At 71.1% G+C, this 26,096-nt stretch carries 25 protein-coding genes and 1 tRNA gene; 6 read left to right on the top strand and 20 right to left on the bottom strand.

Annotated features, from left to right (window positions below; translation table 11 throughout):
* Positions 1–268: 268 nt before the first annotated feature.
* Positions 269–1,618 (bottom strand): peptidoglycan-binding protein, encoded by a 1,350-nt coding sequence (locus GUY60_RS11700; protein WP_161696656.1) that lies wholly within the window; start codon positions 1,616–1,618, stop codon positions 269–271.
* A 186-nt stretch (positions 1,619–1,804) separates the two neighbouring features.
* On the opposite strand from GUY60_RS11700, the gene GUY60_RS11695 reads away from it, so the two are divergent.
* The 4 genes from GUY60_RS11695 (at position 1,805) to glxA (ending at position 7,124) form a co-directional block, all read left to right on the top strand.
* Positions 1,805–1,878 (top strand) — tRNA-Lys (locus GUY60_RS11695).
* Between the two features lie 116 nt (positions 1,879–1,994).
* Entirely contained in the window at positions 1,995–2,699 is a 705-nt protein-coding gene (locus tag GUY60_RS11690; RefSeq protein ID WP_161696655.1) for a FadR/GntR family transcriptional regulator, read from the top strand.
* 367 nt (positions 2,700–3,066) lie between these two features.
* The gene (locus tag GUY60_RS11685; RefSeq protein WP_161696653.1) at positions 3,067–5,181 is read left to right on the top strand and encodes a glycosyltransferase family 2 protein; all 2,115 of its coding nucleotides are present in this window, start codon (positions 3,067–3,069) and stop codon (positions 5,179–5,181) included.
* Entirely contained in the window at positions 5,178–7,124 is a 1,947-nt protein-coding gene (gene glxA / locus GUY60_RS11680; RefSeq protein ID WP_161696651.1) for a radical copper oxidase GlxA, read from the top strand. Before GUY60_RS11685 ends, glxA begins: the two co-directional genes overlap by 4 nt.
* A gap of 79 nt (positions 7,125–7,203) precedes the next feature.
* Here glxA and GUY60_RS11675 read toward each other — a convergent pair whose 3' ends face one another.
* The 13 genes from GUY60_RS11675 to GUY60_RS11615 all read right to left on the bottom strand — a co-directional run bounded on the left by GUY60_RS11675 (position 7,204) and on the right by GUY60_RS11615 (position 19,560).
* Positions 7,204–8,250, bottom strand: coding sequence for a glycoside hydrolase family 6 protein (locus tag GUY60_RS11675; protein ID WP_161696649.1), 1,047 nt, complete (start codon positions 8,248–8,250; stop codon positions 7,204–7,206).
* Positions 8,251–8,317: 67 nt separating this feature from the next.
* Positions 8,318–8,959 (bottom strand): class F sortase, encoded by a 642-nt coding sequence (locus GUY60_RS11670; RefSeq protein WP_161696647.1) that lies wholly within the window; start codon positions 8,957–8,959, stop codon positions 8,318–8,320.
* 20 nt (positions 8,960–8,979) lie between these two features.
* On the bottom strand, positions 8,980–9,540 hold the full coding sequence (locus tag GUY60_RS11665; protein WP_161696645.1) for a hypothetical protein: 561 nt from the start codon (positions 9,538–9,540) through the stop codon (positions 8,980–8,982).
* A 173-nt stretch (positions 9,541–9,713) separates the two neighbouring features.
* Positions 9,714–10,493 (bottom strand): HAD-IIA family hydrolase, encoded by a 780-nt coding sequence (locus GUY60_RS11660; protein ID WP_161696643.1) that lies wholly within the window; start codon positions 10,491–10,493, stop codon positions 9,714–9,716.
* 108 nt (positions 10,494–10,601) lie between these two features.
* Positions 10,602–11,660 carry a 2-aminoethylphosphonate ABC transporter substrate-binding protein gene (locus GUY60_RS11655; protein WP_161696641.1) on the bottom strand — a complete coding sequence of 353 codons (1,059 nt, stop codon included), beginning with the start codon at positions 11,658–11,660 and terminating at the stop codon, positions 10,602–10,604.
* A 54-nt stretch (positions 11,661–11,714) separates the two neighbouring features.
* Entirely contained in the window at positions 11,715–12,512 is a 798-nt protein-coding gene (locus GUY60_RS11650; protein ID WP_161696639.1) for an ABC transporter permease, read from the bottom strand.
* Positions 12,499–13,446: a 2-aminoethylphosphonate ABC transporter permease subunit gene (locus tag GUY60_RS11645; RefSeq protein ID WP_161696637.1), complete on the bottom strand. Its 948-nt coding sequence runs from the start codon at positions 13,444–13,446 to the stop codon at positions 12,499–12,501. Before GUY60_RS11645 ends, GUY60_RS11650 begins: the two co-directional genes overlap by 14 nt.
* On the bottom strand, positions 13,439–14,494 hold the full coding sequence (locus GUY60_RS11640) for an ABC transporter ATP-binding protein (protein WP_161696635.1): 1,056 nt from the start codon (positions 14,492–14,494) through the stop codon (positions 13,439–13,441). Before GUY60_RS11640 ends, GUY60_RS11645 begins: the two co-directional genes overlap by 8 nt.
* Entirely contained in the window at positions 14,491–15,210 is a 720-nt protein-coding gene (locus GUY60_RS11635; RefSeq protein ID WP_376771203.1) for a phosphonatase-like hydrolase, read from the bottom strand. Before GUY60_RS11635 ends, GUY60_RS11640 begins: the two co-directional genes overlap by 4 nt.
* 5 nt (positions 15,211–15,215) lie before the next feature.
* Positions 15,216–16,337 carry a TIGR03364 family FAD-dependent oxidoreductase gene (locus GUY60_RS11630; protein WP_161696631.1) on the bottom strand — a complete coding sequence of 374 codons (1,122 nt, stop codon included), beginning with the start codon at positions 16,335–16,337 and terminating at the stop codon, positions 15,216–15,218.
* A gap of 137 nt (positions 16,338–16,474) precedes the next feature.
* Entirely contained in the window at positions 16,475–17,239 is a 765-nt protein-coding gene (locus tag GUY60_RS11625; RefSeq protein ID WP_161696629.1) for a GntR family transcriptional regulator, read from the bottom strand.
* 136 nt (positions 17,240–17,375) lie between these two features.
* On the bottom strand, positions 17,376–18,134 hold the full coding sequence (locus GUY60_RS11620) for a hypothetical protein (protein WP_161696627.1): 759 nt from the start codon (positions 18,132–18,134) through the stop codon (positions 17,376–17,378).
* Between the two features lie 259 nt (positions 18,135–18,393).
* On the bottom strand, positions 18,394–19,560 hold the full coding sequence (locus GUY60_RS11615; protein ID WP_161696625.1) for an ROK family transcriptional regulator: 1,167 nt from the start codon (positions 19,558–19,560) through the stop codon (positions 18,394–18,396).
* Between the two features lie 56 nt (positions 19,561–19,616).
* On the opposite strand from GUY60_RS11615, the gene GUY60_RS11610 reads away from it, so the two are divergent.
* A complete protein-coding gene (locus GUY60_RS11610) occupies positions 19,617–20,732 on the top strand; it encodes a Gfo/Idh/MocA family oxidoreductase (RefSeq protein WP_161696623.1) in 1,116 nt (371 codons plus the stop codon).
* The gene (locus GUY60_RS11605) at positions 20,729–21,190 is read left to right on the top strand and encodes a heme-degrading domain-containing protein (protein WP_312866264.1); all 462 of its coding nucleotides are present in this window, start codon (positions 20,729–20,731) and stop codon (positions 21,188–21,190) included. Before GUY60_RS11610 ends, GUY60_RS11605 begins: the two co-directional genes overlap by 4 nt.
* Before the next feature lie 75 nt (positions 21,191–21,265).
* On the opposite strand, the gene GUY60_RS11600 is transcribed toward GUY60_RS11605, so the two are convergent.
* The 6 genes from GUY60_RS11600 to GUY60_RS11575 all read right to left on the bottom strand — a co-directional run.
* Positions 21,266–22,123 carry a fumarylacetoacetate hydrolase family protein gene (locus GUY60_RS11600; protein WP_161696621.1) on the bottom strand — a complete coding sequence of 286 codons (858 nt, stop codon included), beginning with the start codon at positions 22,121–22,123 and terminating at the stop codon, positions 21,266–21,268.
* 192 nt (positions 22,124–22,315) lie between these two features.
* Entirely contained in the window at positions 22,316–23,098 is a 783-nt protein-coding gene (locus GUY60_RS11595) for a YidC/Oxa1 family membrane protein insertase (protein ID WP_161696619.1), read from the bottom strand.
* Positions 23,099–23,247: 149 nt separating this feature from the next.
* Positions 23,248–23,556: a DUF6412 domain-containing protein gene (locus GUY60_RS11590; protein ID WP_161696617.1), complete on the bottom strand. Its 309-nt coding sequence runs from the start codon at positions 23,554–23,556 to the stop codon at positions 23,248–23,250.
* Between the two features lie 56 nt (positions 23,557–23,612).
* Complete coding sequence (locus tag GUY60_RS11585) at positions 23,613–25,097, bottom strand: sodium:solute symporter family protein (RefSeq protein WP_161696660.1); 1,485 nt, start codon at positions 25,095–25,097, stop codon at positions 23,613–23,615.
* Between the two features lie 38 nt (positions 25,098–25,135).
* Positions 25,136–25,309, bottom strand: a complete 174-nt coding sequence (locus GUY60_RS11580; protein ID WP_161696662.1) for a DUF3311 domain-containing protein — start codon at positions 25,307–25,309, stop codon at positions 25,136–25,138.
* Positions 25,310–25,364: 55 nt separating this feature from the next.
* Positions 25,365–26,096, bottom strand: a 732-nt coding sequence (locus GUY60_RS11575; RefSeq protein WP_188132415.1) for a class E sortase, incomplete at its 5' end; no start/stop codon positions are given.

The following is a 26,096-nucleotide window of genomic DNA, read 5'->3' as shown; positions in this document are numbered from 1 at the left end:
GTCGGGGTCCGCTCCCGGTTCGGCGTCCGGGTCGGTGGGGGCGCCCGTGCCTGCGCCCGTTCCCGTACCCGTGCCCGCTTGTGTCTCGTCGAACGTGCCGCCGGAGTCCCTGGAGCTCTCTTGCTGGTCGGTCGTGGATCCCATCGGTACCTCCGCACCTCCGCCGTGCTGACTGCTCGCCGTGCTGACTGCTGGCCGTGCTGAGCGCTGCCGTACGTACGCGCCGGCGCCTCGCGGAAGTGCTGCCCGCGGCGGCGTGAACGTTCCGTCAGGAGAAGAGTCGTCGCCAGGTCTCCGGGCCCGGGTAGCCGTCCGCCGCGCCGCCGCGCCAGCCCTGGGCGCGCTGGAACGCCTCGACGTTGCGCCGGTCGCTCTCGCCCCAGACCGGTCCTGGCCCCTGGCGGTAGTGCGCGCCGAAGCCCTTCTTCACCAGTTGCCGGCCGAGCCGCTCGACCGCCGCGTTCACCTGTCCGGGCCGGAACGCTCCCCGGCCGGGGTACGCGGGCACCGCGCCCACGGACCGGCCCGCCGCGGCGCCACCCGCGGGCTTGCCCTCCGGCGGGATGTCCCGGCCCTTGCCGCCGACCAGGTACTCCCAGGTCAGCGGCCCCGGCAGCCCGTCGGCGGCGCGGCCCGTCCAGCCCTGGGCACGTTGGAACGCCTGGGTCGCCCTGCGGTCCGCCTCGCCCCAGACCGGCGAGGGCCCGGAGCGGTAGAAGCGGCCGCCGCCGCGCTGGACGAGGAGCCGCCCCAGCTGGGTGACGTACGGGCTGCGGACGCCGGGGCCGAACGCCGCGGCGCCCGGGAAGCGCCGCGCGGGCGCCGCGGCCGGACCCTGCGCGGCCGCCCGCAGGTTCTTGTACCGATAGGCCGTATAGCCCTTGGAATGGTTCCAGTAGGCGTACGGCGTGGCCTGTTTGCGGGCGTGTGGGCGGGCCTGTTCATAAGCGAAGTAGTGGGAGTGCGTGTAGTCGGTCCAGCCGCCGAAAATTGTCACGTGCGACCCCTTCTCCGGGTCGGCCTGATTGTGGAAGAGGAGAATGTCTCCGGGCTGAAGTTGTTCACGTCCGATGCGTACCGCGAATGCGTCCAGACTCCCCGTCCATTCATTGCGGCCGAGATTCCACGCCATCGAGACGAATCCCGAACAGTCCTGCCGGTATCCGTCGGTGAAGTACTTGTCCATGCTGTACGGGACTTGGGCACCCACCCACTGCTTGGCCCGGTTGATGATCTCGGCGCGGGTGATCGCCTGGGCTCCCGCCGCGGGCACGCCCGGCGGGCCCTGCGAGCCTTCCGGGGCGCCGTGCAGCGCGCTCGATCCGCCCTGCGGCGTACTCGCCGGATCATCCGCCGTCGTACGGGACGGGCTGCTCGGGCTGGTCAGCGCGGCTTGTCCGGCGGCGGCCTGGGGCACCGCGTGCGGGGCGGCGAGCACGCTGCCCGCGGCGGCCGCGAGCACCAGGGCGCGGCGCGCGCCGTGCGCGGCGGGGCGGCCGCCGAGCCGGGGCGGAAGAAGCCGGGCGTTCTCCCTGCGGAGCTGAATACAGCCGGGGCAGTCACAGTCCGGTGCGCGCTCGAATTCCTCGAATACCGGAGCCCCCGAGTCGGTCTCCATGCGATTCCCCTCACATTCCGGCACTGAATGTTCGCGTCCTTGCCCGCCGGTCAGTTTCTCAACTGTCCACCGGAATCGCATGCTGACGGTCCGAATGCTGTACGGCACCCCCGCGCACGGCCGGGCCCGCCCGCGGGCTGGTCCTGAGCACCCTCGGGCGTCCGGTAGAGTTCTCCGGGTCAGCAGGCGCCGCTAGCTCAGTTGGTTAGAGCAGCTGACTCTTAATCAGCGGGTCCGGGGTTCGAGTCCCTGGCGGCGCACCGACAGTCGAAGGCCCTCCGCAGTACGCGGGGGGCCTTCGTCGTGCCCGCACCCCGCCCCGTACCGACCGCCCCTCAACTCCACCCCGTGGACACCCGCCGGATACCTTTGGCCCATGGCGCGCGACATACAGGAGCGGATCAAGAGGCTCATCATCGACGGGCGGCTCGCCTCCGGCGCCCCGTTGCCCACCGAGCCCGAGTTGATGGAGCTGCTCGGCGTGAGCCGTAACTCCGTGCGGGAGGCGCTCAAGGCGCTGCAGGCGATGGGCATTGTGGAGATCCGGCATGGTTTCGGCACCTATGTGGGGCCGATGTCGGTGGCGCCGATGATCGAGGGCCTGACGTTCCGCACGGTCGCGGGGCACTACCGGGGCGAGGACAGCCTGCTCCAACTCCTCGAGCTGCGCGAGGCCGTGGAGACCGGCCTGATCGCGCGGCTCGTCGGCCGGGTGCCGGACACCGACCTGGCCGAACTCGACGCGCTCGTCCAGAAGATGGAGCGCGAGGCCGCCGCCGGCGCGGTGGCCGCCGACACCGACCGGACCTTCCACGCGACCCTCTACCGCGGCCTGCGCAACCCGCTGCTCGGCGAGGTGCTCGAAGCGTTCTGGGACGCCTTCCACCGCGTACGCACCGGCCTCGTGGACGTGCCGCCCGACCCGCGCGTGACCTTGCGTCAGCACCGGGAGATCCTCGACGCGGTCCGATCCGGCGACGCGATCGGGGCAGAGCGGGCGGTACGTGAGCACTTCGGGAACATCCGGGCACGGCTCGGGTCGACCGTGGCGGTGAGTGAAGTCGAGCATGGCGGTCAGTGAGGTCGACCGTGGCGGTCGGTGAATCGGAGGCCTCAACTCCCGCCCCTATGCACACAAATGATCAGTAACGACCACTTTCCCGCCTTGCGATCATGCTCCTGACGTAGAACCCTTGCGTGAACCGTGAACACCATGTGAGGGAAGGCGCGCGGCAGTTGAGCGCGCGCCGGGGGCGGTTGCGAAGGAGCGCGAGGCGGGGGCCCCGTTCATGACGGGGCGCCGGGGCGGGCATCATGCAACCGGCGGGGCGCCGGCTGAGTCTTAACGACGGCGGCCCGCCACTGCTGCGACCGCGGGGTTCAGGGGGGACCGCGCGGTGACAAGGACCGACGACCACGCGGGGAATCCGCGTGCGGGGGGATGACTCATGACGTCGACGCCTACGGGCGCCGGACCCGACTCCGACCCGTCCCGGACGGCCCAGTTGCGGGTGCCTTCGCACCGCACGGGCGGCTTCCGGCGCCTGAAGAAGTCGCTGCCGCGCTACGACTACGAGCACTACAGCCGGCTCGCCGGGCCCCTCACCCAGCCCGACCCGACGAAGCCGTACAAGGTGCGTTACCGCTCGCTGCTCTCCCAGGAGCCGCACCGCGTCCGGGCCGCGCTGATGCTGGGCGCCGCCCCGCTGCTCTCGCTCGTGCTGCTCGCCTGGCTGCTCCAGCCCGAGCACTGGACCAAGCGGGACTACGTACCCAACGCCTACCTGGAGCACCTCGACGTCGTCATGCTCGTCTCGATCGGCCTGATCGAGTTCTTCCGCTGCATGAACGTGCTGTCCAACGCGCACGCCACCCTCGTCGCCCGCGACCCCGTGCCGGTGGTGCCCGAGACCGGCACCCGCGTCGCGTTCCTCACCTCCTTCGTGCCGGGCAAGGAGCCCCTGGAGATGGTGACCAAGACCCTGGAGGCCGCGGTCAAGCTGCGCCACCGGGGCCTGCTTCACATCTGGCTGCTCGACGAGGGTGACGACCCCGAGGTGAAGGAGGTCTGCGCGCGGCTCGGCGTCCACCACTTCTCCCGCAAGGGCGTCGCCAAGTGGAACCAGGCCAAGGGCCCGCACCGCGCCAAGACCAAGCACGGCAACTACAACGCCTGGCTGGACGCGCACGGCGACGACTACGACTACTTCGCCTCCGTCGACACCGACCACGTGCCGATGGCCAACTACCTGGAGCGGATGCTCGGCTTCTTCCGCGACCCGGACGTCGGCTTCGTCATCGGCCCGCAGGTGTACGGCAACTACGACACGTTCGTCACCAAGGCCGCCGAGTCCCAGCAGTTCCTCTTCCACGCGCTGATCCAGCGGGCCGGGAACGCCTACGGGGGGCCGATGTTCGTCGGCACCTCCAACGCCGTACGCATCAGGGCGCTCAAGCAGATCGGCGGTCTGTACGACTCGATCACCGAGGACATGGCGACCGGCTTCGAGATCCACCGGCACAAGAACCCGGTGACCGGCAAGAAGTGGAAGTCGGTCTACACCCCGGACGTGCTCGCCGTCGGCGAGGGCCCGAACGCCTGGACCGACTTCTTCACGCAGCAACTGCGCTGGTCCCGTGGCACCTACGAGACGATCCTCAAGCAGTACTGGAAGGGCTGGTACTCCCTGCCCCCGGGCAAACTCTTCAACTACACGATGATGATCATCTTCTACCCGATGTCGGCCCTCAACTGGATCCTCGCGGCGCTGAGTTGTGCGCTGTTCCTGGGCCTGGGCGCCTCGGGTGTGAACATCGACCCGACGATCTGGCTGATGCTGTACGGCAACGCCTCGGCGCTGCAGATCGGCCTGTACGTGTGGAACCGGCGGCACAACGTCTCCCCGCACGAACCGGAGGGCTCCGGTGGTGTCGCGGGCATGGTGATGTCGGCGCTCTCCGCGCCGATCTACGCCCGCTCCCTGCTCGACGCGGTGCTGCGCCGCAAGTCCAAGTTCGTGGTGACCCCGAAGGGCGAGTCGGCCAGCCCGGACACGCTGTTCGGGACGTTCAGGATCCACCTGTTCTTCATCCTGGTCTTCGCCGGTTCGATCGCGGCGGCCTTCGTGTACGACCACGCCCACCCGGCGATGATCACCTGGGCCTCGTTCGCGCTGCTGATCACGGCGGCGCCGATCTTCGCCTGGCGGTACATGTGGCGGCAGGAGAAGAAGCGCCGCAAGGCGGCCGCGTCGGCCCCGGCAGGCCCGGCGGCCCCGGCAACCTCGGCTTCCGGCGAGGTCGGCGACACCCTGCAGCAGCCGCTCTCCGTGCCGTACATGCCGAACCCCGCAGCGCGGCAGCAGCCGAGCGCACCGCAGCCGACCGCACCGGGACAGCAGCAGCCCGCGCCGGAACCGGAACCGCAGCCCGCCCCGCAGCCGACCGACCCTCGGCTGCCCGGCGCGCACACCCCTCACCGCAAGCCGAGTTGGGCGGCCGCCGAACCGGCAACGGCCGCCGACGAGACCGTACAGATATCTCTTGGGGGACGTAAGAAATGAACGACCGCTCCACCGGCCGCCGCCGGGCCCGCCGCTTCGCGATAGGCACGGCGGTGGTCGTGGCCCTCGGCGCGATGAACGGCCCGTGGCTCTGGCGGTTCGGCTCCGAGCAGTACCACCAGTACAAGATCAACAGGCCTGAGTACAAAGCGGAGAACGGGCACTGGGACCTGGTCGACGTGCCCAAGGAGTTCCGGCTCAACACCATTCACGCGGCGGTTCTGCACACCGGCAAGGTGCTGCTCGTCGCGGGCTCCGGGAACGACCAGAAGAACTTCGACGCGAAGAAGTTCGACACCGTCCTCTGGGACCCGGTCAAGAACACCTTCAAGAAGATCTCCACGCCCAACGACCTGTTCTGCACCGGGCACACCCAACTCCCGGACGGCAAGCTCCTGGTGGCGGGCGGCACCAAGCGGTACGAGAAGCTCAAGGGTGACGTCTCCAAGGCCGGCGGCCTGATGATCGTGCACAACGAGAACCCGGACGAGCCGATCACCCTGCCCGCGGGCACCCGCTTCACCGGCAAGAAGAACGGCAAGACGTTCGTCTCCAAGGACCCGGTGGTGGTGGAGCGCGCCAAGAAGGTCTTCGACAAGGTCACCGGCGCGTTCGTGCGCAACGACCCGGGGCTCGGCCGGGTGTACGTCGAGGCGGAGAAAAGCGGCAAGAAGCACGAGACCGGCACCCAGGACAACTACCGGGTGCAGGGCCTCAAGGGCGCCGACGCCCGCAACACGTACGGCATCGCCCAGAAGCTCGCCCTCGACAAGAAGGACTTCCAGGGCATCAAGGACGCCTACGAGTTCGACCCGGTCGCCGAGAAGTACATCAAGGTCGACCCGATGAACGAGGCGCGCTGGTACCCGACGCTCACCACGCTCTCCGACGGCAAGATCCTCGCCCTGTCCGGCCTGGACGACATCGGCCAGATCGTGCCGGGCGACCGCAACGAGGTGTACGACCCGGACACCAAGGAGTGGGAGTACGTCCCGCAGGAGCGGCAGTTCCCCACGTACCCCGCGGTGTTCGTGCTGCCGAACGGCAAGCTGTTCTACTCCGGCGCCAACGCCGGGTACGGCCCGGACGACGTGGGCCGCGACCCCGGGGTCTGGGACTTCGACACCAACCGGTTCACCAAGGTGAAGGGCCTCAGCGACCCGAAGCTGATGGAGACCGCGGGCACCGTGATGCTGCCGCCCGCGCAGGACGAGAAGTTCATGGTGATCGGCGGCGGTGGCGTCGGCGAGTCCGAGAAGTCCAGCGAGAAGACCCGGATCATCGACCTCAAGGCCGACAACCCGGTGTTCAAGGACGGCCCGTCCCTCGACAGGGGCACCCGCTACCCGCAGTCCTCGATCCTCCCGGACGACAGCGTGCTGATCACCGGCGGCTCCGAGGACTACCGCGGCCGCGGCGGCTCCGACATCCTTCAGGCCAGGATGTACGAGAAGGGCGGCAAGGAACTGCGGCGCGTGGCCGACCCGTTGGTGGGCCGCAACTACCACTCGGGGTCGATGCTGCTGCCCGACGGGCGGGTCGTGGTCTTCGGCTCCGACTCGCTGTACTCGGACGCGGCGAACACCAAGCCCGGCAAGTTCGACCAGCGCATCGAGATCTACACGCCGCCGTACCTCTACCAGGGCTCCAAGCCCACGCTCAGCGGCGGCCCCGAGACCGTCGAGCGGGGCGGCTCGGCGACGTTCACGTCCCGGCAGGCGGCGTCCCTGAAGAACGCCCGCCTGATGAAGCCGAGCGCGTCCACGCACGTCACCGACATCGACCAGCGCTCCATCGAGCTGGACCTGAAGAAGTCCGGCGACAAGGTGACGGTCACCGTGCCGAGGAACAAGAACCTGGTGCAGCCCGGCCGTTACATGCTGTTCGTGACCGACACCAAGGGCACCCCGAGCGACGCGGTCTGGGTCGAGGTACCCGAGTAGCACGTACGCATACGCAGAGGGCGCCCCCGTCAACGTGCTCCACGGGACGGGGGCGCCCTCAACTCATCGGCTGTGCTGGCTACTTGGCGCCCTTGGCGAGGTCAAGGGCGTACTCGGGCCACCACTGTCCGGCCGCGGGGCCGCCCTTGCACTCGCCGTCGGACTCGCCGGGACGCTTGATCCACAGGTAGGCGTCCACGGCCTTGTCGGCGGTCTTCGTGGTCGGCACCTCACCGAGGGCGCGGCCCGGCGGGTTGCACCAGCGTTCGTCCGGATCGCCGCCCGTGTAGGGCCCGTTGCCGTTGCGGCTGGTGTCGATGACGAACGGCTTGTTGCCGAACTTCTGCGAGAGCTCCTTGCCGAAAGTCGTGGACTCCTCGGTGCGGTAGAAGTTCGAGACGTTCACCGCGAAGCCGTCGGCCTGGTCGATGCCCGCCGACTTCAGCGGCTGGTACAGGTCGTCCGGCTTGGGCCCGCCGGGGTTGCCGCCGTCGAGGTACACCTTGGTGTTCTTCAGCGACTTGAGCTTCTCGATGGCCCCCTTGAGCAGCCCGAACCGCTCCCCGTGGAACTCGCCGGGGGTGCAGCCGTCGACGACGTGCAGCAGCGCGTCCGGCTCCAGGATGACCGTGGTCCTGCGGTCACCGATGCCCTTGGCCACGCTGTCGATCCACGAGCGGTACGCGTTGCCGTCGGCGGCGCCGCCCTTGGAGTACTGGCCGCAGTCGCGGTGCGGGATGTGGTACAGGACGATCAGCGCGTCCCGGTCGGCCTCCGTGGCCGCCTCCGTGTACTGCCGGGCCTGGCCCTCGGCCGCCGCGCTGTCCGGGTCGACGATCCACTCCGCGACGGGCTGGCCCGCGATCTTCTGGATCTGCTTCGCGTCGGCGTCGTTCCCGTCCTGCCGGTACGTGGCGACCTGCTTGGCCGCGTTCCCCTCCGGGTCGACCCAGTACGGGTCGCTGGCTTTGGGCTGCTGGCCGACCGGCTCGCCGCTCGGTGCCGGGTCCTTGCCGCCGTCCGAGGAACACCCCGCGATCAGCAGCGCCACCCCCAGAGACACCGCTGAAGCCTTCCACCTCCGCCCCGCAGACCTGCGCCTCGGGCGGTCGTTCGTGCCGTACATCCACTCCCCCTTGGGTGCAACGTCCGGCTCCCAATCCTGACATACGTGCCTGTGCGGGCCGGGTGGTTCAGGATCCGGTGCCCGTCAGGTACGCGGAGACCACCACGTTGGCCGCGTAGCTGCGGGTTCCCGGGTCGTAGGTGCCGCCGCAGGTGATCAGGCGCAACTCGGCGCGGCCCGCCCGGCGTTCGCCGTACGCCTCGACCGCGTCGAAGCTCTCCCGTCGCAGCACCCGTACGTCCTCGACGGTGAACTCGGCGAGCGTGTCGTCGGCGCGGGACACCCGTATCTTCTGGCCCGGCTTCAGGGCGCTCAGGTCGTAGAACACCGCGGGCTCCGACTCGGTGTCGACATGGCCGACGAAGATCGCGGTGCCCTCGGCGCCGGGCCGGGTGCCGCCCGCGTACCAGCCGACGACGCCCGCCTGTTCGTACGGCGGCGGGTCGATGGCCCACTCGGCGTCGAGGCCGCGCTTGACCACGGGGGCACGCACGCCTATGGCCGGTATGTCCACGCGGTGCGGTCGGGCGGCGGGCAACGGGTCGTGGGCGGGCGGCAGTTGGATACCGGCGGCCGACACGTCACCGGTGGCGGGGCCGCCCGGCAGGTCGGCGAGTTCGCGGCCTCCCAGCGACAGGCCGACGAGGAGGAGCAGCCAGGCGGCCACGGTGAGCAGCCGGGCGGAGCGGGGTGAACGCGCCTCGGACACGGCGTCCTCGCCTGCGTCGGCTACCGGTTGCCACGGCGGCGGCGCAGGATCCGGCCGGTCACGGCGAGCACGGCCGCGGCGGCGAGGACCGTGCCGATGACGGCGTGCCGGGCGCCGGGCCCCTCGTCCTCCTGCCCGTCGGCGGCGAGCGAGGCGGTGCCGCCGCCTCCGGCACGGATCGGCGCGGTCGGTGACGGGGAGGGGGACGGCTTCTGCTTCTGCTTCTGCTTCTGCTTCTGCTCGACGACGGTGAGGCTGCCCTTGACCTTGCCGTCCTCGCCGTCACAGGTCACGGCGACCTCGTAGGTGCCGGGGGTGACGGTGGTGCGGATCATCGCCTTGCCGGCCAGCGGCGACTTCCCGCCGTCCCTGCCGGTGAGCGAGCCGTCCGCGACGAAGGCCTCGGACTTGGCCGCGCCGGTGGTGCCGTCACATCCGGAGACCAGCATCTCGACCTCGTCGCCCGGGGCGGCACTGGCCGGGGAGACGTTGATGCCCGTGGGGTCGCCGGCGATTGCTGGGGCCGCGGGGGTGAGGGTGAGGAGGGTGGCGGCGCAGAGGGTTGGTCCGAGTCGGCGCATGCTTCGAGGCTCCGCCTGGGGTTGCCGGGTCGCCATCGGGTGTGGGCCAGTCGGGTGTTCTCTCCCCTACCCGCCCCTTCCCGAAAGTCCTGCCGGACGGGCCTCCTCAATCGCCGGAGGGGCTCAAATTGAGCCCCTCCGGCGGGGAGAAGATCGGCCCCCGCGGCGGGAGCTCAGACCAGGTCCACCAGGTCCGCGATCGAGTTCACGATCTGTGAAGGCCGGAACGGGTAGCGGTCGACCTCCGACTCCTGGGTCAGGCCCGTCAGGACCAGGAAGGTCTCCATCCCGGCTTCCAGTCCGGCCAGGACATCCGTGTCCATCCGGTCACCGATCATCGCGCTGCTCTCGGAGTGCGCACCGATCGCGTTGAGACCGGTACGCATCATCAGCGGATTCGGCTTGCCCGCGAAGTACGGGTCCTTGCCGGTGGCCTTGGTGATCAGCGCGGCCACCGCACCGGTCGCGGGCAGCGGGCCCTCCAGGCTGGGGCCGGTCTCGTCGGGGTTGGTGCAGATGAACCGGGCGCCGTTGTTGATCAGGCGGACCGCCTTCGTCATCGCCTCGAAGCTGTACGTACGGGTCTCGCCGAGGACCACATAGTCCGGGTCGGAGTCGGTGAGGATGTAGCCGATGTCGTGCAGGGCCGTGGTGAGTCCGGCCTCGCCGATGACGTACGCGGTGCCGCCGGGGCGCTGGACGTCGAGGAACTTCGCGGTGGCGAGCGCGGAGGTCCAGATGTTCTCGACCGGGACTTCGAGGCCCATGCGCTTGAGGCGGGCGTGCAGGTCACGGGCGGTGTAGATGGAGTTGTTGGTGAGCACAAGGAAGGGCTTGCCGGACTCCTGCAGCCGCTTGATGAACGCGTCGGCTCCGGGGATGGGGACACCCTCGTGGATGAGGACCCCGTCCATGTCGGTGAGCCAGGATTCGATCGGCTTGCGCTCTGCCACGGGACTGATCTCCGCTCTACCGGTGGGCCGGACACTGTCAGCCTAACGGGGCGGGCCCGGCCGGGCCCGCCCCGTTCCGACCTGCGGACATCGGGAGCGGTACGGGGCTCAGCTGCCCGTCGCCGTCTTCCAGGCGTCGACGTACGACGGAAGGTTCTTCTCGACGTCCGCCCAGTCCGGCTGGAACACCTCGACGCCGTCCATGAGCTTGGTGAGCGCGATGGCGTTGGCGTCGGTGGCCTTGATGTCCTTGCGGGCCGAGAAGCCGCCGCCGACCGAGCTGACCTGCTTCTGGGCGCCCTCGCTGAGCATGAAGTCGAGGAGCTTCTTGCCGTTCTCGGTGTGCGGGGCGCCCTTGACCAGGCCCGCGGCGTATGGAAGGGCGAAGGTGGTGGGCTCGGCGCCGGGCTTCGCCGAGGTCTTCGGGAACCAGATGCCCAGGTTCGGCATGGACTTGGACTGGGCGTAGTTCATCTGTACGTCGCCGTTGGCCACGAGGAGTTCGCCCTTGTCCGTCTTCGGGGCGAGCTTCGAGGTGGACGAGGACGGGCCGACGTTGTTGGCCTGCAGCTTCTTCAGGTAGGCCATGGCCTTGTCCTTCGAGCCGAAGTCGTGCATGGCCTTGATGAGGACGGCGGTGCCGTCACCGGCGACGCCGGGCGTGGAGTACTGGAGCTTGTTCTTGTACTTCGCGTCGAGCAGCTCCTCCCAGGTGGCCGGGGGCTGCTTCAGCTCCTTCTTGTTATGGATGAAGGAGAAGTAGTTGTTGACGACGGCGGTCCAGCTGCCGTCGGCGTCCTTGTCACCGCCGTCGACCTGGTCCGCGCCCTTGGGCCGGTACGTGTCCAACAGGCCCTTGCTGTCGGCCTGTTGGATGAACGGGGGCAGGGTGACCATGACGTCGGCCTGGGTGTTGGACTTCTCGCGCAGGGCACGCTGCACCATCTCGCCGGAGCCGCCCTCGACGTACTCGACCTTGATGCCGGTCTTCTTCTCGAAGTCCTTGAAGACCTGGTCGTACCAGCCGTCGCCGTTCTCGCCCTTGAGGCCGTCGGCGCTGTAGACGGTGACGACCTTCTCGTCGGCGGAGGCGGTGCCGCCGCAGGCGGTGAGCGAACCGGCGAGGACGAGGCAGCCGGCGGCGGCCGCTATGGCTTTGATGCGCATGACGTTTCGACTCTCTCTACGGGGGATTCAGCGGTACGGGGGCTGTACGGGGATTCAGCGGTACGAGGCACGGGTGCGGATGCGGGAGACCGCGAGCAGCACGAGCAGCGTCGCGCCCATCAGGACGACGGCGACGGCCGAGCCGGTGAACAGGGAGCCGCGGTCGGTGGCCGTGAAGATCCGTACGGGCAGCGGCATCCAGTCCGGCGGGTAGAGCATCATCGTGGCGCTCAACTCGCCCATGGACAGGGCGAAGCAGAGCCCCGCGGCGGCGTTCAGGGACGGCAGGAGCAGCGGCAGCCTCACCCGCCACAGGACGTACGAGGGCCGGGCGCCGAGGGAGGCGGCGGCCTGTTCGTAGGCCGGGTCGAGGCGTACGACGGCCGCGGAGACGGACTGGTACGCGAAGGCCGTGACCAGGACGGTGTGGGCGAGGATCACGATCCAGCGGGTGCCGTTGAGCAGGAACGGCGGCTGCGAGAACGCGACGAGCACGGCAAGGCCGACCACCACCGACGGCACGGCGACGGGCAGCATGAACAGCGCGTCCATGAGCCGTTTGCCCTTCTTCGACAGGGCGTGGGCGGCGAGCGCGGCCCAGGTGCCCACGACGAGGGCGAGCACGCTCGCGGTGAGCGCCGTGACGAGGCTGGTGGTGAGCGCCCGCAGCGCATCGCCACGGGTGGCGGCGGCGTAGTGCCCGAGGGTCGGCCCGGAGGGGAAGGCGCCGGACCAGTTGGTCGAGAACGACGCGGCGACGATCACGAGCAGGGGCAGCGCGAACAGCGGCACGAAGAACAGCAGGAACAGCGCCCAGAGCGCCCACCTGCCCTTGCGGCTATGCACCAACACGACGGCTCACCACCCGGTAGAGGCCGTAGAGGCCCACGGAGATCACGACGTTGACGACGGCGACGACGCAGGCGGCGGTCCAGTCCGACTCCAGGATCGCCTTGCTGTAGACGAGCGTCGGCAGTGTGGTGACGCCCTTCGCCCCGGTGAACAGGACGATCCCGAACTCGTTGAGGCACATGATCAGTACGAGGCTGCCGCCGGCGGCGAGCGCGGGCAGCGCCTCGGGCAGGATCACCTGCCGCACGATCCGCGGGGCCTTCGCGCCGAGCGAGGACGCGGCCTCGATCTGCGCGGTGTCGAGCTGCGAGAACGCGGCGAGCAGCGGCCGCATCACGAACGGCGTGAAGTACGTGATCTCCGCGAGCAGTACGCCCCAGGGGGTGGTCAGAAACTGGAAGGGCCCGCTCGCCGCGCCCGTCACATCCGTCCACAGCCCGTTGGCCATGCCGACCGTCCCGTACACAAAGAGCAGCGCGAGCGTGATCAGGAAGGACGGGAAGGACAGGAACACGTCGACGAACCGCGCGACCCCCTTCGCCCCGGGAAACGGCACAAACGCGATGACCAGCGCAAGCACGAACCCGAGCACGAGACACCCCACGGTCGCCCCGACGGCCAGCCACACGGTCGTCCCGAGCGCCTCCCGGAACGCGGGGTCTTCGAAGACGTCGACGTAGGGCTGGACGGAGGTGCCGCCTTCGAGCGGGGTGAACGACTGCTGGACGAGGAGGGCGAGGGGGTAGAGGAAGGTGAGCACGAGGGCCAGCACGGGCGGGATGACCCAGAAGGCCCGCTGCGTGCGGGGCCGTTCCGGCGGCTTGCCCGCCCCTTTCCCCTCCCGCTGTGGGCAGATGTTCCGCAGGGCGGAACGGGTGGGCACAGCCCCCGGTGCCGGGTGCGATTCGGTCAAGGTCCCAGGTGGACTACTCATCGGCAGCCACCCCGGCAGAGAGCAACACCGCGTCCTCCGGCGCAAAGTGCAGAGCAACCGACTCCCCCAGCCCCGGCGGCTGCCGCAACTCCCGCACATCCGCCTTCACCCGCTGCCCAGCAACATCCACGTACAGCCGATGCGTGGCCCCCCGCCACTGAACCTCGGCAACGGTCCCGCGCAACGCATTGGTGCCCTCACCGAGCCCGACCAAATGGGGCCGTACGCACAGGGTGGCCGTAACCCCGGAAGCGACGCCCGCCGTGTCGACCTTCAACTCCGCCTCGCCAAGCCGCACTTGGCCATCCCCGACCCGCACCGGCAACAAATTCGCGTTCCCCACAAACGAAGCCGTGAACTCCGTACGCGGAGACCGGTACAGCTCCTGCGGCGTCCCACAGTCCTGGAGGCGGGCCTTGTCCATGACGGCGATCCGGTCGGCCAGAGTGAGCGCCTCGACCTGGTCATGGGTGACGTACAGGATCGACACCTCGGGCAACTCCCGGTGCAGCCGGGCGAGTTCGGCCAGCATCCCGGACCTGAGCTGGGCGTCGAGCGCCGACAGCGGCTCGTCGAGAAGAAGCACCCCGGGCCGGATCGCAAGCGCGCGGGCGATCGCGACGCGCTGCTGCTGCCCGCCGGACAGCTCACGCGGGTACCGCCGCGCGTACGCGGCCATCCCGGTCATCTCCAGGGCCTCGGAGACACGGCCCGGAATCTCGGACTTGGCGACCTTCTGCGCCTTCATCCCGAAGGCCACGTTGTCCGCCACGCGCAGGTGCGGAAAGAGCGCGTACTGCTGGACGACCATGCCGATGCCGCGCCGGTGCGGCGGCAGCTCCGTCACGTCGCGGTCGCCGATGAACACCCGGCCGCGTACCGGCCGCACGAACCCGGCGACCGCCCGCAGCGCGGTGGTCTTGCCCGAGCCTGACGGGCCGAGCAGCGCCATGACCTCGCCGGGCTCGACGGTCAGGTCGAGCGAGTCGAGCACGGTGGCGGAGCCGTACGCCACGCTCACACCGTCGAACCGGATGCCGCTGCTCATCGGTCGAACTCCCCGAGCAGCGGCGGCAGTTCGGCCACGGAACCGAGTACGTGGGTGGCACCGGCGGCGCGCAGCGCCTCGCGGTCGTGGGCGCCGGTGAGCACACCCGCCACCACCCCCGCACCCGCGCGGACACCGCTCAGCATGTCGTACGCGGTGTCCCCGGCGACCGCGATCTCGCGTACGTCGTCGGCGGCGCCGGTGCGGAGCAGCGCGGCGAGGACCATGTCGGGGTGGGGCCGTCCGCGCCCGCCCGCGTCGGCCGGGCAGAGGGTCAGCTCGACCAGGTCGCGCCAGCCGAGTGCGTCGAGGATGGCGTCCTGGGTGACGCGGGCGAAGCCGGTGGTGAGGACGACGGTGCGGCCCTGCGCGCGCAGTTCCTCGACGGCCTCGCGGGCGCCGGGGACCGGCGCGATGCGGCCGCCGTCGACGAGTTCGCCGTACGCGGCCTCGAAGGCGGTGTTGGCGCGGTGGGCGAGTTCCTCGTCACCGAAGAGGGCCCGGAAGACGGTGATCTTCGATTCGCCCATGGTGTCGCGGACGTACTGGAGCTTCTTCTCGTGGTCGGCGGAGCCGGGTTCGACGCCGAGCTGTCCGGCGGCGCGGGAGAAGGCCTGCTCGACGAGGCCGCCGTCGGCGACGGTGGTTCCGGCCATGTCGAGGACGACGAGGCGGATGTTCTTCACGTTGTTCTTCACGTTCTTCGGTGCGGTCAACTCGCTCACCATCCCAGTTCGTTCGCGGTGGTCTCGGCGATGGCCGGGGAGCAGGTCATGCCGCGCCCGCCGGGCCCGGTGACCAGCCACACCCCGTCGCGCACCCGCTGGCGGTGCACGACGCGCGCGGTGTCGACGCACTGCGCGTACACCCCGGCCCAGCGGTGCCGGACACGGGGCAGCGGCCGGCCGAGGAAGCCTTCGACGACTTCCTTGAGGTGCTCGTACGGCTCCTCGACGACGTCGAAGGAGAAGGGGTGCTCGTACTCGTGGGTGTCACCGATGGTCAGTCCGCCGTCGGCGCGCTGCACCATGAGCAGCTGCATCTTGTGCGCGGCGGCGGTGGGCGTCTGCGCCTGCCCGGCGTTGAGCGCGTCAAGGGCCTCGGAGCGGTACGCCGGGTAGTAGCGGAAGCTGTCGGCGTCCGCGATCGAGGTGGTGAGGGCTTCGCCGAGCGGGTCGGTCTGCATCATCTGCAGCCGTACGCGGCGCACCGGCAGGTCGGGGACGAGTTCGCGGACGAGCCCGCCGAGCCAGGCCCCGGTGCACAGTACGACGGCGTCGCCGGTGTGCACGTCGCCGTGGTCGTCGCGGACGGCGTGCTCCCCGATGACCTCGCGCACCTCACGGCCACCGAGGAAGGTGTACCGGCCGGAGGCCAACAGGGCTTCCTTGAGGGCGAGTTGGGCGGTACGGGGCTCGACGGCGGCGTCCCGCTCGCAGTACAGGGCGGCCTCGAACGCGCCGCGCAGGGCCGGATTGACCGCGCGGGCCTCGGCCGGAGTGAGCAGCTTGTAGCCGCGCGCCGCCGCGTCGTCACGGGCCAACGCGGCCTCGGCTACGGCCAGTTCGGAGGCGGTGCGCACCGGGGTGAGCGAGCCGTTGGCGCGGAAGCCGAGCTTCGGCACGCGGGCGCCGATGCCCTCCCACAGCTCGCGGGCGCGCAGCGCGGTGTCGAGTTCCTCGCCGCCCGCGCGTCCGCTGACCCATATCTGCCCGAAGTTGCGCAGCGACGCCCCGCGGGCCTCGGTCTCGCGCTCGATCTGTACGACCTCATGGCCGCGCTCCACTGCCTGCCAGGCGTGCATGGTGCCCACCACGCCGGCCCCTACGACTACGACTCTCATGCCGATGACGTTCCTGGGACCCGGTGACCCGCGCCGGACGCGAGGGCGACGGGACGGTGAACGGCCACCCAAGCTTGGCCTAGACCCGTTATGTTTCCGTGATCAAAACGGGTCGGTCGACCGCGCGCGGCGCAGCCTCAGTTACGGCTCGGCAGATGTGTGGTGAAGCTGAAGCGATCCCCCCGGAACAGCGTCCGCACCCGTTCGAGGCGGCGCCCTTCGGTGTCCCGCGAGACCCGGTGGATCAGCAGCATCGGCAGCGCGGGCGGGGTCCCGATGAGCAGCGCCTCGCGCGGGGTGGCGAGTACGGTCTCGATGCGCTCGTCGGCGGCGCCGAAGCCGATGCCCAACTCCTCGTGCAGATAGGCGTAGAAGGACGAGTCGGGGTCGAAGTCGGCGTCGAGCCGCGGCACTCGCGCCACGGTGACGTACGTACTCTCCAGGCCGACCCGCTCGTCGTCGGCGAGCAGCACCCGCTCCAGGTGCCAGACCGGCTCACCGCGCTCGGCCCCGAGCTCGACGGCAAGCGGCTCGGGGCACGGGAAGCGGTCCAGGGAGATCAGCGTCCGCCCCGGGGTGCGGCCCTGCCGCCGTACGCCCTCGGTGTAGCTGGCCAGGGCGAGCGGCTGCTCCAGCTTGGGTCCCGCGACGACCGTGCCGCGCCCGGCCCGCCGCAGCCGCCCTTCGAGCAGCAGCTCCCGCAGCGCCTGCCGCACGGTCTCGCGCGCGACCCCGTACCGCGCACACAGCTCCCGCTCGGTCGGCAGCGGCTCCCCTTCGCCCAACTCGTCGAGCAGCGCCGCTATTTGCGTCTTCACCGCGTAGTACTTGGGGATCCGTCCATGCTCGGGAACACCCGCCTTGACGGGGGCGCCGGGGTGCTGATCGTTGGGGTAGTCCACGGAGGAACTCTAGATCCGCTACGGAGACGAGGTGACCGGACCGGGTGACGTGACGGGGTGACGGGACGGGGCCCGCGTCGCCGGTGGATCGGCTGGCGCGACGCGGGCACCGTACTGCCGGGCGGGGCCGGGCGGTTCAGCGCCGTGCGCGGCGCAGTCGCCGGGCTCCCGCCACGAGGGCCGCGCCGCCGAGGAGGAGTACGCCGGTGGCGGCCCCGAGCCCGAGCAGCGCGTCGTCGCGCTTCGGGCCCGTCTCGGCCAGCTCCGCCGCGGTCGACCGGTGCTCGCGCCGCTCGCCGGGCTCGGAGCCGGCCCTGATCGTGAACGTGTGGTCGCCGGACTGCCCGACCCAGTCGCCGTCGTCGTCGCGCCGCTGGACCACCGCGACCGTGGCGGTGACCTCGTTGTCCCGCGCGTCGGACGTCACGGCGAGCCGCACGGGCACGGTGACGGAGCTGCCCGGCGCGATCGAGAACCCGGTGAAGCCGTCTTCGAAGACGCCGACGTTCTCGTCCCGGTCGGTCCGCTCGAAGCGGACGGGATGCCAGTGCCCGTCCGGGTCCTGGAAGTCGAGCTTCAGCTGCTCGGGGCGCAACTCCCGGTCGCGGTCCAGGAGTACGACGACGGGGTGGATGGTCCCGCAGGTCACGTCGGAGGTGTTGACGAGGTCGAGGCTCCACGCCTGTGGCTCGGCGCCGGGCCGGTAGCTGTCGGGCCCGCCGTGCAGCCGGCTCTCCACCGGAAAGTCCCCGGTGCCCTCGTCACACGTCGGCCTCGCCACGGCGACGCGGCTGCTCACGGCGGCCCGCTCCTGCGCCGCGGCGGGCGCGACCACGGACACGGCGGCGAGGGCTACGGCGGTGGCGCCGAGGGCGAAAGCGCTGCGCAGTCGCATCAGGGATGACCCTTCGCTGGTCACGGAACCGGTCGGGCCCCGCACCCGGTGCGGGGCGGGAGCACGTCCACGGCCCCGGGGATACGGGACGTGCCGGACGGGCGGCCGAAATCAGCCGTTCGTGGTCGGTGACCCTGCCATGCGCGCGCGACTCCTCTGCGGCGCCACGGCACCGTACGGCCGATCGGCCGCCCGAAGCCCCTCCTTCAGCTCAGCGCGACCCGCCTTCAGTGCGGCCCGCCTTCAGCGCGACCTGCCTTCAGTGCGACCCGTGGTGGGCGACGGACGCGGCGTCGGCCCGGCCGAACAGCGGGGCGAGCAGCAGTTGTGCAGCCCCGTCGGCCACCGCCCGGTCCCCGCCCCGGGCCGCCCGCACCTCCGCCGGGGGCGCGCCCGCGCGCCGGGCGCGCTCCCGGACGACGGCGCCGACCCCGCGTACGTACCGCTCCGGGTCCTCGTCGACGGTGCGGCCGCCGAGCAGCACCAGGTCGACGTCGAGCAGGCCCACCAGGTTGGCGGCGCCCTCGCCGAGCACGCGCGCGGCCTCGTCGGGGGCGCCCGCGGCGACGGCGGCCAGGCAGAGCGCCTCGACACAGCCACGATTGCCGCAGCCGCACCGGGGCCCGTCCAACTGCACGACCTGGTGGCCGAATTCACCCGCCCCGGTGCGCGCCCCGCGGTGCAGCGCGCCGCCGAGCACGAGCCCCGCGCCGAGTCCCGTACCGAGGTGCAGATACGCGAAGGAGTCGCGCGCGGACGCGGTGGCTCCGGCGAGGGCGAGGCCGAGGGCTGCGGCGTTGGTGTCCTTGTCGACGACGACCGGCACCCCGAGCCGCCGGGCAAGCACGTCCCGCAGCGCGAACCCGTCCCACTCGGGGAATCCGGTGACCCGGTGCAGTAGGCCGGTGGCGTGGTCGAGGGGCCCCGGCAGGGCCACGCCGACGCCGAGCGGGTCGACGCCGAGCGTGGTGCGCAGCGCGGTGACCTCGCGTACCGCCGTGTCGACCACCGCTTCGGCGCCGGACGCGAAGTCCAGCGGGGCCCGGCGCTCGGCGAGCGGGGCGCCGGCGAGGTCCACGGCGACGGCGATGAGGGCGTCCCGGTCCAGGTGCAGGCCGACGGCGCTGCCCGCGCCGGGCACCAGGCGCAGCACGGTGCGCGGCTTGCCGCCGGTCGACGCGCGCCGGCCCGCCTCGGCCGCGAGCCCCTCGGCCCGAAGGCGGGCGGTGATCTTGCTGACCGCCTGCGGGGTGAGGCCGGTGCGCTCGGCGAGTTCGAGCCGGCTGATGCCGTCGGCGCCCGACGTACGCAGCAGGTCGAGCACGAGCGCGGCGTTGTGCGTACGCAGGGCGGGCAGGCCGGCCGCGGGGCGCGCCGGGAAGGGGCCGGAGGAGGGGCCGGACGAAGGGCTTTCGGTGCTGCTCACAGGGCCATTGTCCCCTCCGCTTGCACTTTGGCAACACCGTTGCTTAAGTGGTCGGCATGACCTCCCAGGACTCCCCCCAGGGCTCCCCCACGTCCTCGGCCGCGGCCCCGCTGCGCGTCGGCCTCGTGGGGTACGGACTCGCGGGTTCCGTCTTCCACGCCCCGCTGATCGCCGCCACCGAGGGGCTCGTGCTCGACACCGTCGTCACGTCGAACCCCGAGCGCCAGGAGCAGGCCCGCGCCGAGTTCGGCCCCGGACTGCGCTGCGTGGACTCGGCGGATGCGCTCTGGGAGCGGTCCGGCGAGCTCGACCTGATCGTCGTCGCATCGCCGAACAAGACCCACGTGTCGATCGCCACCGCCGCCCTGGAGGCGGGCCTGCCGGTCGTCGTGGACAAGCCGCTCGCGGGCACGGCCGCCGAGGCGCGCGAGCTCGCCGCCCTCGCCGAGGCGCGCGGACTGCTGCTCTCGGTCTTCCAGAACCGCCGCTGGGACAACGACTTCCGCACCCTGCGCAAGCTGCTCGCCGACGGTGAACTCGGTGACGTACAGCGCTTCGAGTCCCGCTTCGAGCGCTGGCGCCCGCAGCCCAAGGGCGGCTGGCGCGAGTCCGGCGCCCCTGAGGAGATCGGCGGCCTCCTGTACGACCTGGGCAGCCATGTCGTCGACCAGGCGCTGGTGCTGTTCGGCCCGGTGGCCTCGGTGTACGCGGAGTCCGACGTGCGCCGCCCCGGCGCCGAGGCCGACGACGACACGTTCCTCGCGCTCACGCACACGAACGGCGTCCGCTCGCACCTGTACGTCTCCGCGACGACCGCCCAACTCGGCCCGCGCTTCCGGGTGTTGGGCTCCAGCGCCGGGTACGTGAAGTACGGCCTCGACCCGCAGGAGGCCGCCCTGCGCCAGGGCCTGCGCCCCGGCGGGGACGAGGCCTGGGGTGTGGAGGGCGAGTCGATGTGGGGCCGCGTGGGCTCAGGGGAGTCCCCGCACACCGGCGGCGGCCGCCCCGAGCCGACCCTGCCGGGCGACTACCCCGCGTACTACGCGGCTGTCGCCGCCGCTCTGCGCGACGGCGCCCCGAACCCGGTCCCGGCGACGGAGGCCGCGGCCGCCCTCGACGTACTGGAAGCGGCACGGCGCTCGGCGCGCGACGGTGTGACGGTGACCCTGTGAACCGCGACATCGCCATGCTGGAGGAGCAGGAACACCGCCTCGTCCTCGGGCAGTTCACGTACGACGACGCCTGGGCTCTCGGCTCGCTGCTCGTCGAGCTGGCGCGGGAGCGGAACGCGCCGGTGGCCATCGACATCCGGCGCGGCGGACAGCAGCTCTTTCACGCCGCACTGCCGGGGTCGAGCCCGGACAACGACGCCTGGATCGACCGCAAGCGCCGTGTCGTGGAACGGTACGGCTGCTCCTCGTACCTGGTCGGCAGCCGTTTCCGGGCCAAGGGCACGACCTTCGAGGACTCCTCCCGCCTCGACCCGGACCGCTTCGCGGCGCACGGCGGATCGTTCCCGATCGCCGTCACGGGCGCGGGCGTCATCGGCTCGGTGACGGTGTCGGGCCTGCCGCAGCGGGACGACCACGCGCTGGTCGTGGCGGCGCTGGAGCGGTTCGCCGGTCGCTGAACGACGATCGCCCCGGCCCTTCGCAGGGCCGGGGCGATCGGTCACGTACACCGGGTACGGCTTATCGCGTACTGCTTACGCGTCAGCGAACTCCTGCCGCTGCCGCCCGAGCCCCGCGATCTCCAGTTCCACGACATCGCCCGACCGCAGATACGGCTTCGGCTCGGCCGCGCCCATCGCGACGCCCGCCGGGGTGCCCGTGTTGATCACGTCGCCCGGGTACAGGGTCATGAACTGGCTGACGTACCGGACCACTTCGGCGACCGGGAAGATCTGCTCGGCGGTCGTGCCGTCCTGCTTCAGCTCGCCGTTGACCCAGAGCTTCAGCGACAGCGCCTGCGGGTCGGGGACCTCGTCGGCGGTCACGAGCCACGGGCCGAGCGGGTTGAACGTCTCGCAGTTCTTGCCCTTGTCCCAGGTGCCGCCGCGCTCGATCTGGAACTCGCGCTCCGACACGTCGTTCGCCACCGCGTACCCCGCGACGTGCGCGAGGGCCTCCTCCGCGGTGTCGACGTAGCGCGCGGTGCGGCCGATGACGACGGCCAGCTCGACCTCCCAGTCGGTCTTCTCCGACTTGCGCGGTACGAGCACGGTGTCGTCCGGGCCGACCACCGTGTCCGCCGCCTTGAAGAAGATGATCGGCTCCGCGGGTATCGCGGCGCCGGTCTCCCGCGCGTGATCGTGGTAGTTCAGGCCGATGCACACGACCTTGCCGATCCGGCCGAGCGGCGGCCCGATCCGCAGGCCCTCGGCGTCGAGCGCGGGCAGCGTGCCCGTCTCGGCGGCCTCGCGCACCCGGGCGAGCGCCGAACCGTCGGCGAGCAGCTCGCCGTCGATGTCGTTCACAAGGCCGGACAGGTCACGCAGTACGCCGGACTCGTCGAGCAGCGCCGGGCGCTCCGCGCCGACGGTTCCGACTCGCAGCAGCTTCATCTTTCACACTCCCCTGGTCAACCACTTGGCGAGCCGATGGGTAGCGGCCATCGGAAGCGCTTGGCCGATCCTCCAAGAGTCGCGTCCACTCCGCAATACCGCGTTCACATGACGGACCGGTAACCACGCTGACAGGACGCTCGGCCGGCGGATCGACCGCACGCTCGGCCGCGCGCCGAGCCCCGCCGCCGGTCACATCGCGGGCGCGACCGCCCCCGCACCGCCCGGTACGTCCCGGTACAGCACGGCGCGCTCCACGGCGCTCCAGGTCGTGGACGTCACCACGTACAGCGCGGCGGCGAGCGGCACGACCGCCACGGTGAACAGCGTCATGAAGGACATCAGCGGCATGAACTTCGTCATCGCGCCCATGCCGGGCATCGTCTGCCCGTCCGCGCCGCCCGGCGCGGGCAGCGGGTTGGCGGCCATCTGCCGCTTCGTACGCCGGTAGTTGAACGTCGCCACGGCGGTGACGAGTGCGAAAAGCGCGAGGTAGACCAGGCCCGCCGGGCCGAACACGCCGCCGTCGCCGAGCGCGTCGTGCCAGCGGCCGTCGAGCGGCGCGGCAAGCAGGCTGTGGCCGAGCAGCGCGTTGGCCTCACCGCCCAGCTCCGTGGTGGAGAACAGGTGGTACATCAGGAAGAAGGCGGGCAGCTGGAACAGGCTCGGCAGGCAGCCGGAGAGCGGCGACACCTTCTCCTTCGCGTGCAGCTCCATGACGGCCTTCTGCATCCGCTCCGGGTTCTTGGCGTGCTTCTTGCGCAACGCGGCCACCTGCGGCGCGAGCCGCGCCCGCTCCTTCTGGCCGCGCGCCGCCGCCCGCGACAGGGGGTGCACGGCAAGCCGTACGACCATGGTGAACAGGACGATCGCCGCGGCCGTCGCGGTGGTGTGGAAGACGGGCTGCAGCACCTCGGCGAGGCGCGCGACCAGGTCGGCGAAGCCGCTGAAGAAGCCGCTGAAGATGTCGGACATGGGTGAGGAGCCCTCCGGGGGTCTCGTCGTGCCGGGGGTCCCGGGAGCGCGCGGCGCCTCCAGCGCAGCGGCTCGTACCGGAACAGGTCAGAACGGCGTGACGGCCCACGGAAGGGCACAGAAGAACACGGAAGGTGAAGTGCGCGCCCCTACGCGGCCGTCAGGACGAGGCGTCCCGGGGCTCGGGGTCTGGTCCGCCCGGCGGCGTCGGGATCGCGCTGCGGCAGGAACGCGGTTCTCTGCTCCCGGTCCCGCATCGCCGTACGCACCCGCGCGGGCGCCACCACGGGCGCGACCCGCGCCGAGAGCAGCGAGCAGAGCGTGAGCGCCGACCCGGCCGCGGCGGTGGCGGCGAGCGCCACGGCGGCGGAGAGGCTGCCGTTGTCCACGAGCAGCACCTGGACGAGGAGGACGAGGAGCGCGCCGACGGGCCGCAGGGCCTTGAAGCCTTCGGTCATGGGACGCAACGCCGCCCTCCTCTCACGTTCAGGTCGTCAGTCGATGCTACTTGCACTTACGCGGAAGCGGTCCCGGAAGTTCCCGAGGTCACTTCGGCGGGCTCCGGGTCCGGGTCCGAGGCGAGCACCTCCGTGTCAGGGCGCGGGTCGGCGTCCGCGGGCCGCGCCCAGGTGACCGCCAGAGCGACGGCGAGGTTCGCGGCGAGGGCGACTATCCCGGCGTTCACCCCGAACACCGGGTCGTTCTCGGTGAACACCAGCGCACAGACGATGCCCACGCCGACGACGAGCCCACTGGCCGCGCCGACCAGGCTCAGCCGCCGCCACACCAGGCCGAGCAGCAGCATCGGCAGCAGCTGCGCCATCCCCTCGTACGAGATGAGGGAGAGCCTGACCAGGGTGTTCGGGGCCGTGTACGTCATGATCAGCGCGAGTGTGCCGGCGATCACGACGACCGTCTGCGAGGCCGCCTTCTGCCGTGACTGGCTGTGCAGCCGGGGCACGAGGGAGAGCACGCTGCGCCCCCACATCGTGCCGATGACCAGCATGAACACCGCCATCGGCACGATCGACGAGAGTGCCGCCGCGACCCCGATGACGCCGACGGCCCAGGCCGGCAGCGAGTCGGTGACCAGCTTGAACAGCGCCAGGTTGGAGTCCGCGCCGGTCAGCCCAGGCACCACGAAGAGGGCCGCCATACCGAGCAGCATCGGCACGAAAAGGAGGACGTTGTACGCGGGCAGCCAGATGGCGTTGCGGCGCAGCGCGTCGGCGTTCCTGGCGCCCAGGTACCCGGCCACGGTGGTCGGGAAGATCACCACGGTCAGGGCGTTGAGCAGCGAGGTCGTCGCGAACCAGGCCGTGCCGTACGCGCTCCCGCCGCTGCCCGGCAGCGTCAGCCAGTCCCGCTTCTCGGCGACGATCCGGTCGAAGAAGTGCCCGTAGCCGTCGAAGTAGTGCAGCGGCACATAGATCGCGAGGAAGGCGAGCGTCGCGATGACGAGCACGTCCTTGAGCACGGACACCCAGGCACTCCCGCGCAGCCCGCTCACCACCACGAACCCGGTGGTCACGGCGAAGGCAAGGAAATAGGCCCAGTTGAGGCTGATGGAGCCGTACGAGATGGTCGAGACCACGACGCCCATGCCGGTGATCTGCAGCTGGATGTACGGCAGCAGGAACACCGTCGCGAGCACCGCGACGACCGCGCCCAGCCAGGGCTTTCCGTACCGGTGGGCGATCATGTCGGTGATCCCGACGAGCCCGTGCTCCCGCGCGTACGCCCACAGCATCGGCCCGACGACATAGCCGACCGCGTATCCGCAGGACATGTACGCGACGACGTAGAGCACTGGAGCACCGAAGTTGTAGCCCCACCCGGCCGCGCCCAGATAACTGAAGCTGGTGTAGCTCTCGCCCGCCATCAGCACCCAGATGAAGACGGCCCCGAGGCTGCGCCCGCCCACCGACCACTCCGTGAGCCCGCCCTGCCCGCCGCGGCCGCGGACCGCGAACAGTCCGAGCGCGACGGTGGCCACCATGAAGACCCCGAAGATCGAGGTGGCGACGGCCGCGGCGCTCACCGGCCCGCCCTCATCCGCTGGTCGCCCCGCCAGGTGAGATACGCGGCGACGGGGGTGAGCACCGTCGCCGCCAGCATCCAGGCGAAGAAGAACGGCAGACCGAACACGACCGGCTCGACCCGGTTCACGAACGGCAGCGCGCCGATGTACAGCACGAACGGCACGAGCAGCCAGAGCAGGTGGGGGCGGCGTCTGATCACGGGCAGCGAGCCTAGCTCGTGGGGTTCACCTGACCGCCACGGACGTGAGTTTCCCCCACACCACGAGCCGGTACTTCGAGCTGAACTCGGGCGTGCACGTGGTCAGCGTCAGGTAGTACCCGCGCTCGTCGTACCCCGCCCCCGGCCGCACCGCGCTCCGCGGCACCGGGTCGATCACCCCGCCGTCGCTGGGCAGGGTCTGCGCGAGCCGGCGGTCCACGGTGTACGTGTACGTCGCGTTCCGGGTCCGCACCTCGACGCGGTCGCCGTCCCGCAGCCGGTTCACATACCGGAACGGCTCGCCGTGCGTGTTGCGGTGCCCGGCCACCGCGAAGTTCCCGGCCCGCCCCGGCTGCGCGGTCCGCGGATAGTGCCCGACGTACCCCTTGTCGAGCACGCCCGCCTTCCCGACCCCTTCGGCCACGGGCACGCGCACGCCGAGCCGCGGGATGGACAGCACGGCGTACGCCTGGTCCCAGCGGGGCGCGGCGGGCTTGTCGGCGGCGGGCTTCTGCTCGTGGTCGGCGGCGGGCTGCTCGCGGTCGCGCTCCCCGTCCTCCGGCCGGGGGGCCGGGGCGACGGTGGGCCCGCCCCCTGCCGCTCCGCTCTCCCACTCCTGCTCCAGGGCCTGCACCTGCCGCTCGGCGCCGTCGCGGGCCTGCCGGTTGGTCCACCACAGCTGGTGCACGACGAGGAGCAGCAACAGCACGCCGACGGTGACGGCGACCTCGCCCCCGCACCACACGGCCCGCCCGAC

The organism is Streptomyces boluensis, from assembly GCF_009908195.1.
GTDB classification, from domain to species: domain Bacteria; phylum Actinomycetota; class Actinomycetes; order Streptomycetales; family Streptomycetaceae; genus Streptomyces; species Streptomyces boluensis.
The sequence above is the reverse complement of the archived record's forward strand: the minus strand, read 5'-3'. Positions and strand labels throughout refer to the sequence as shown.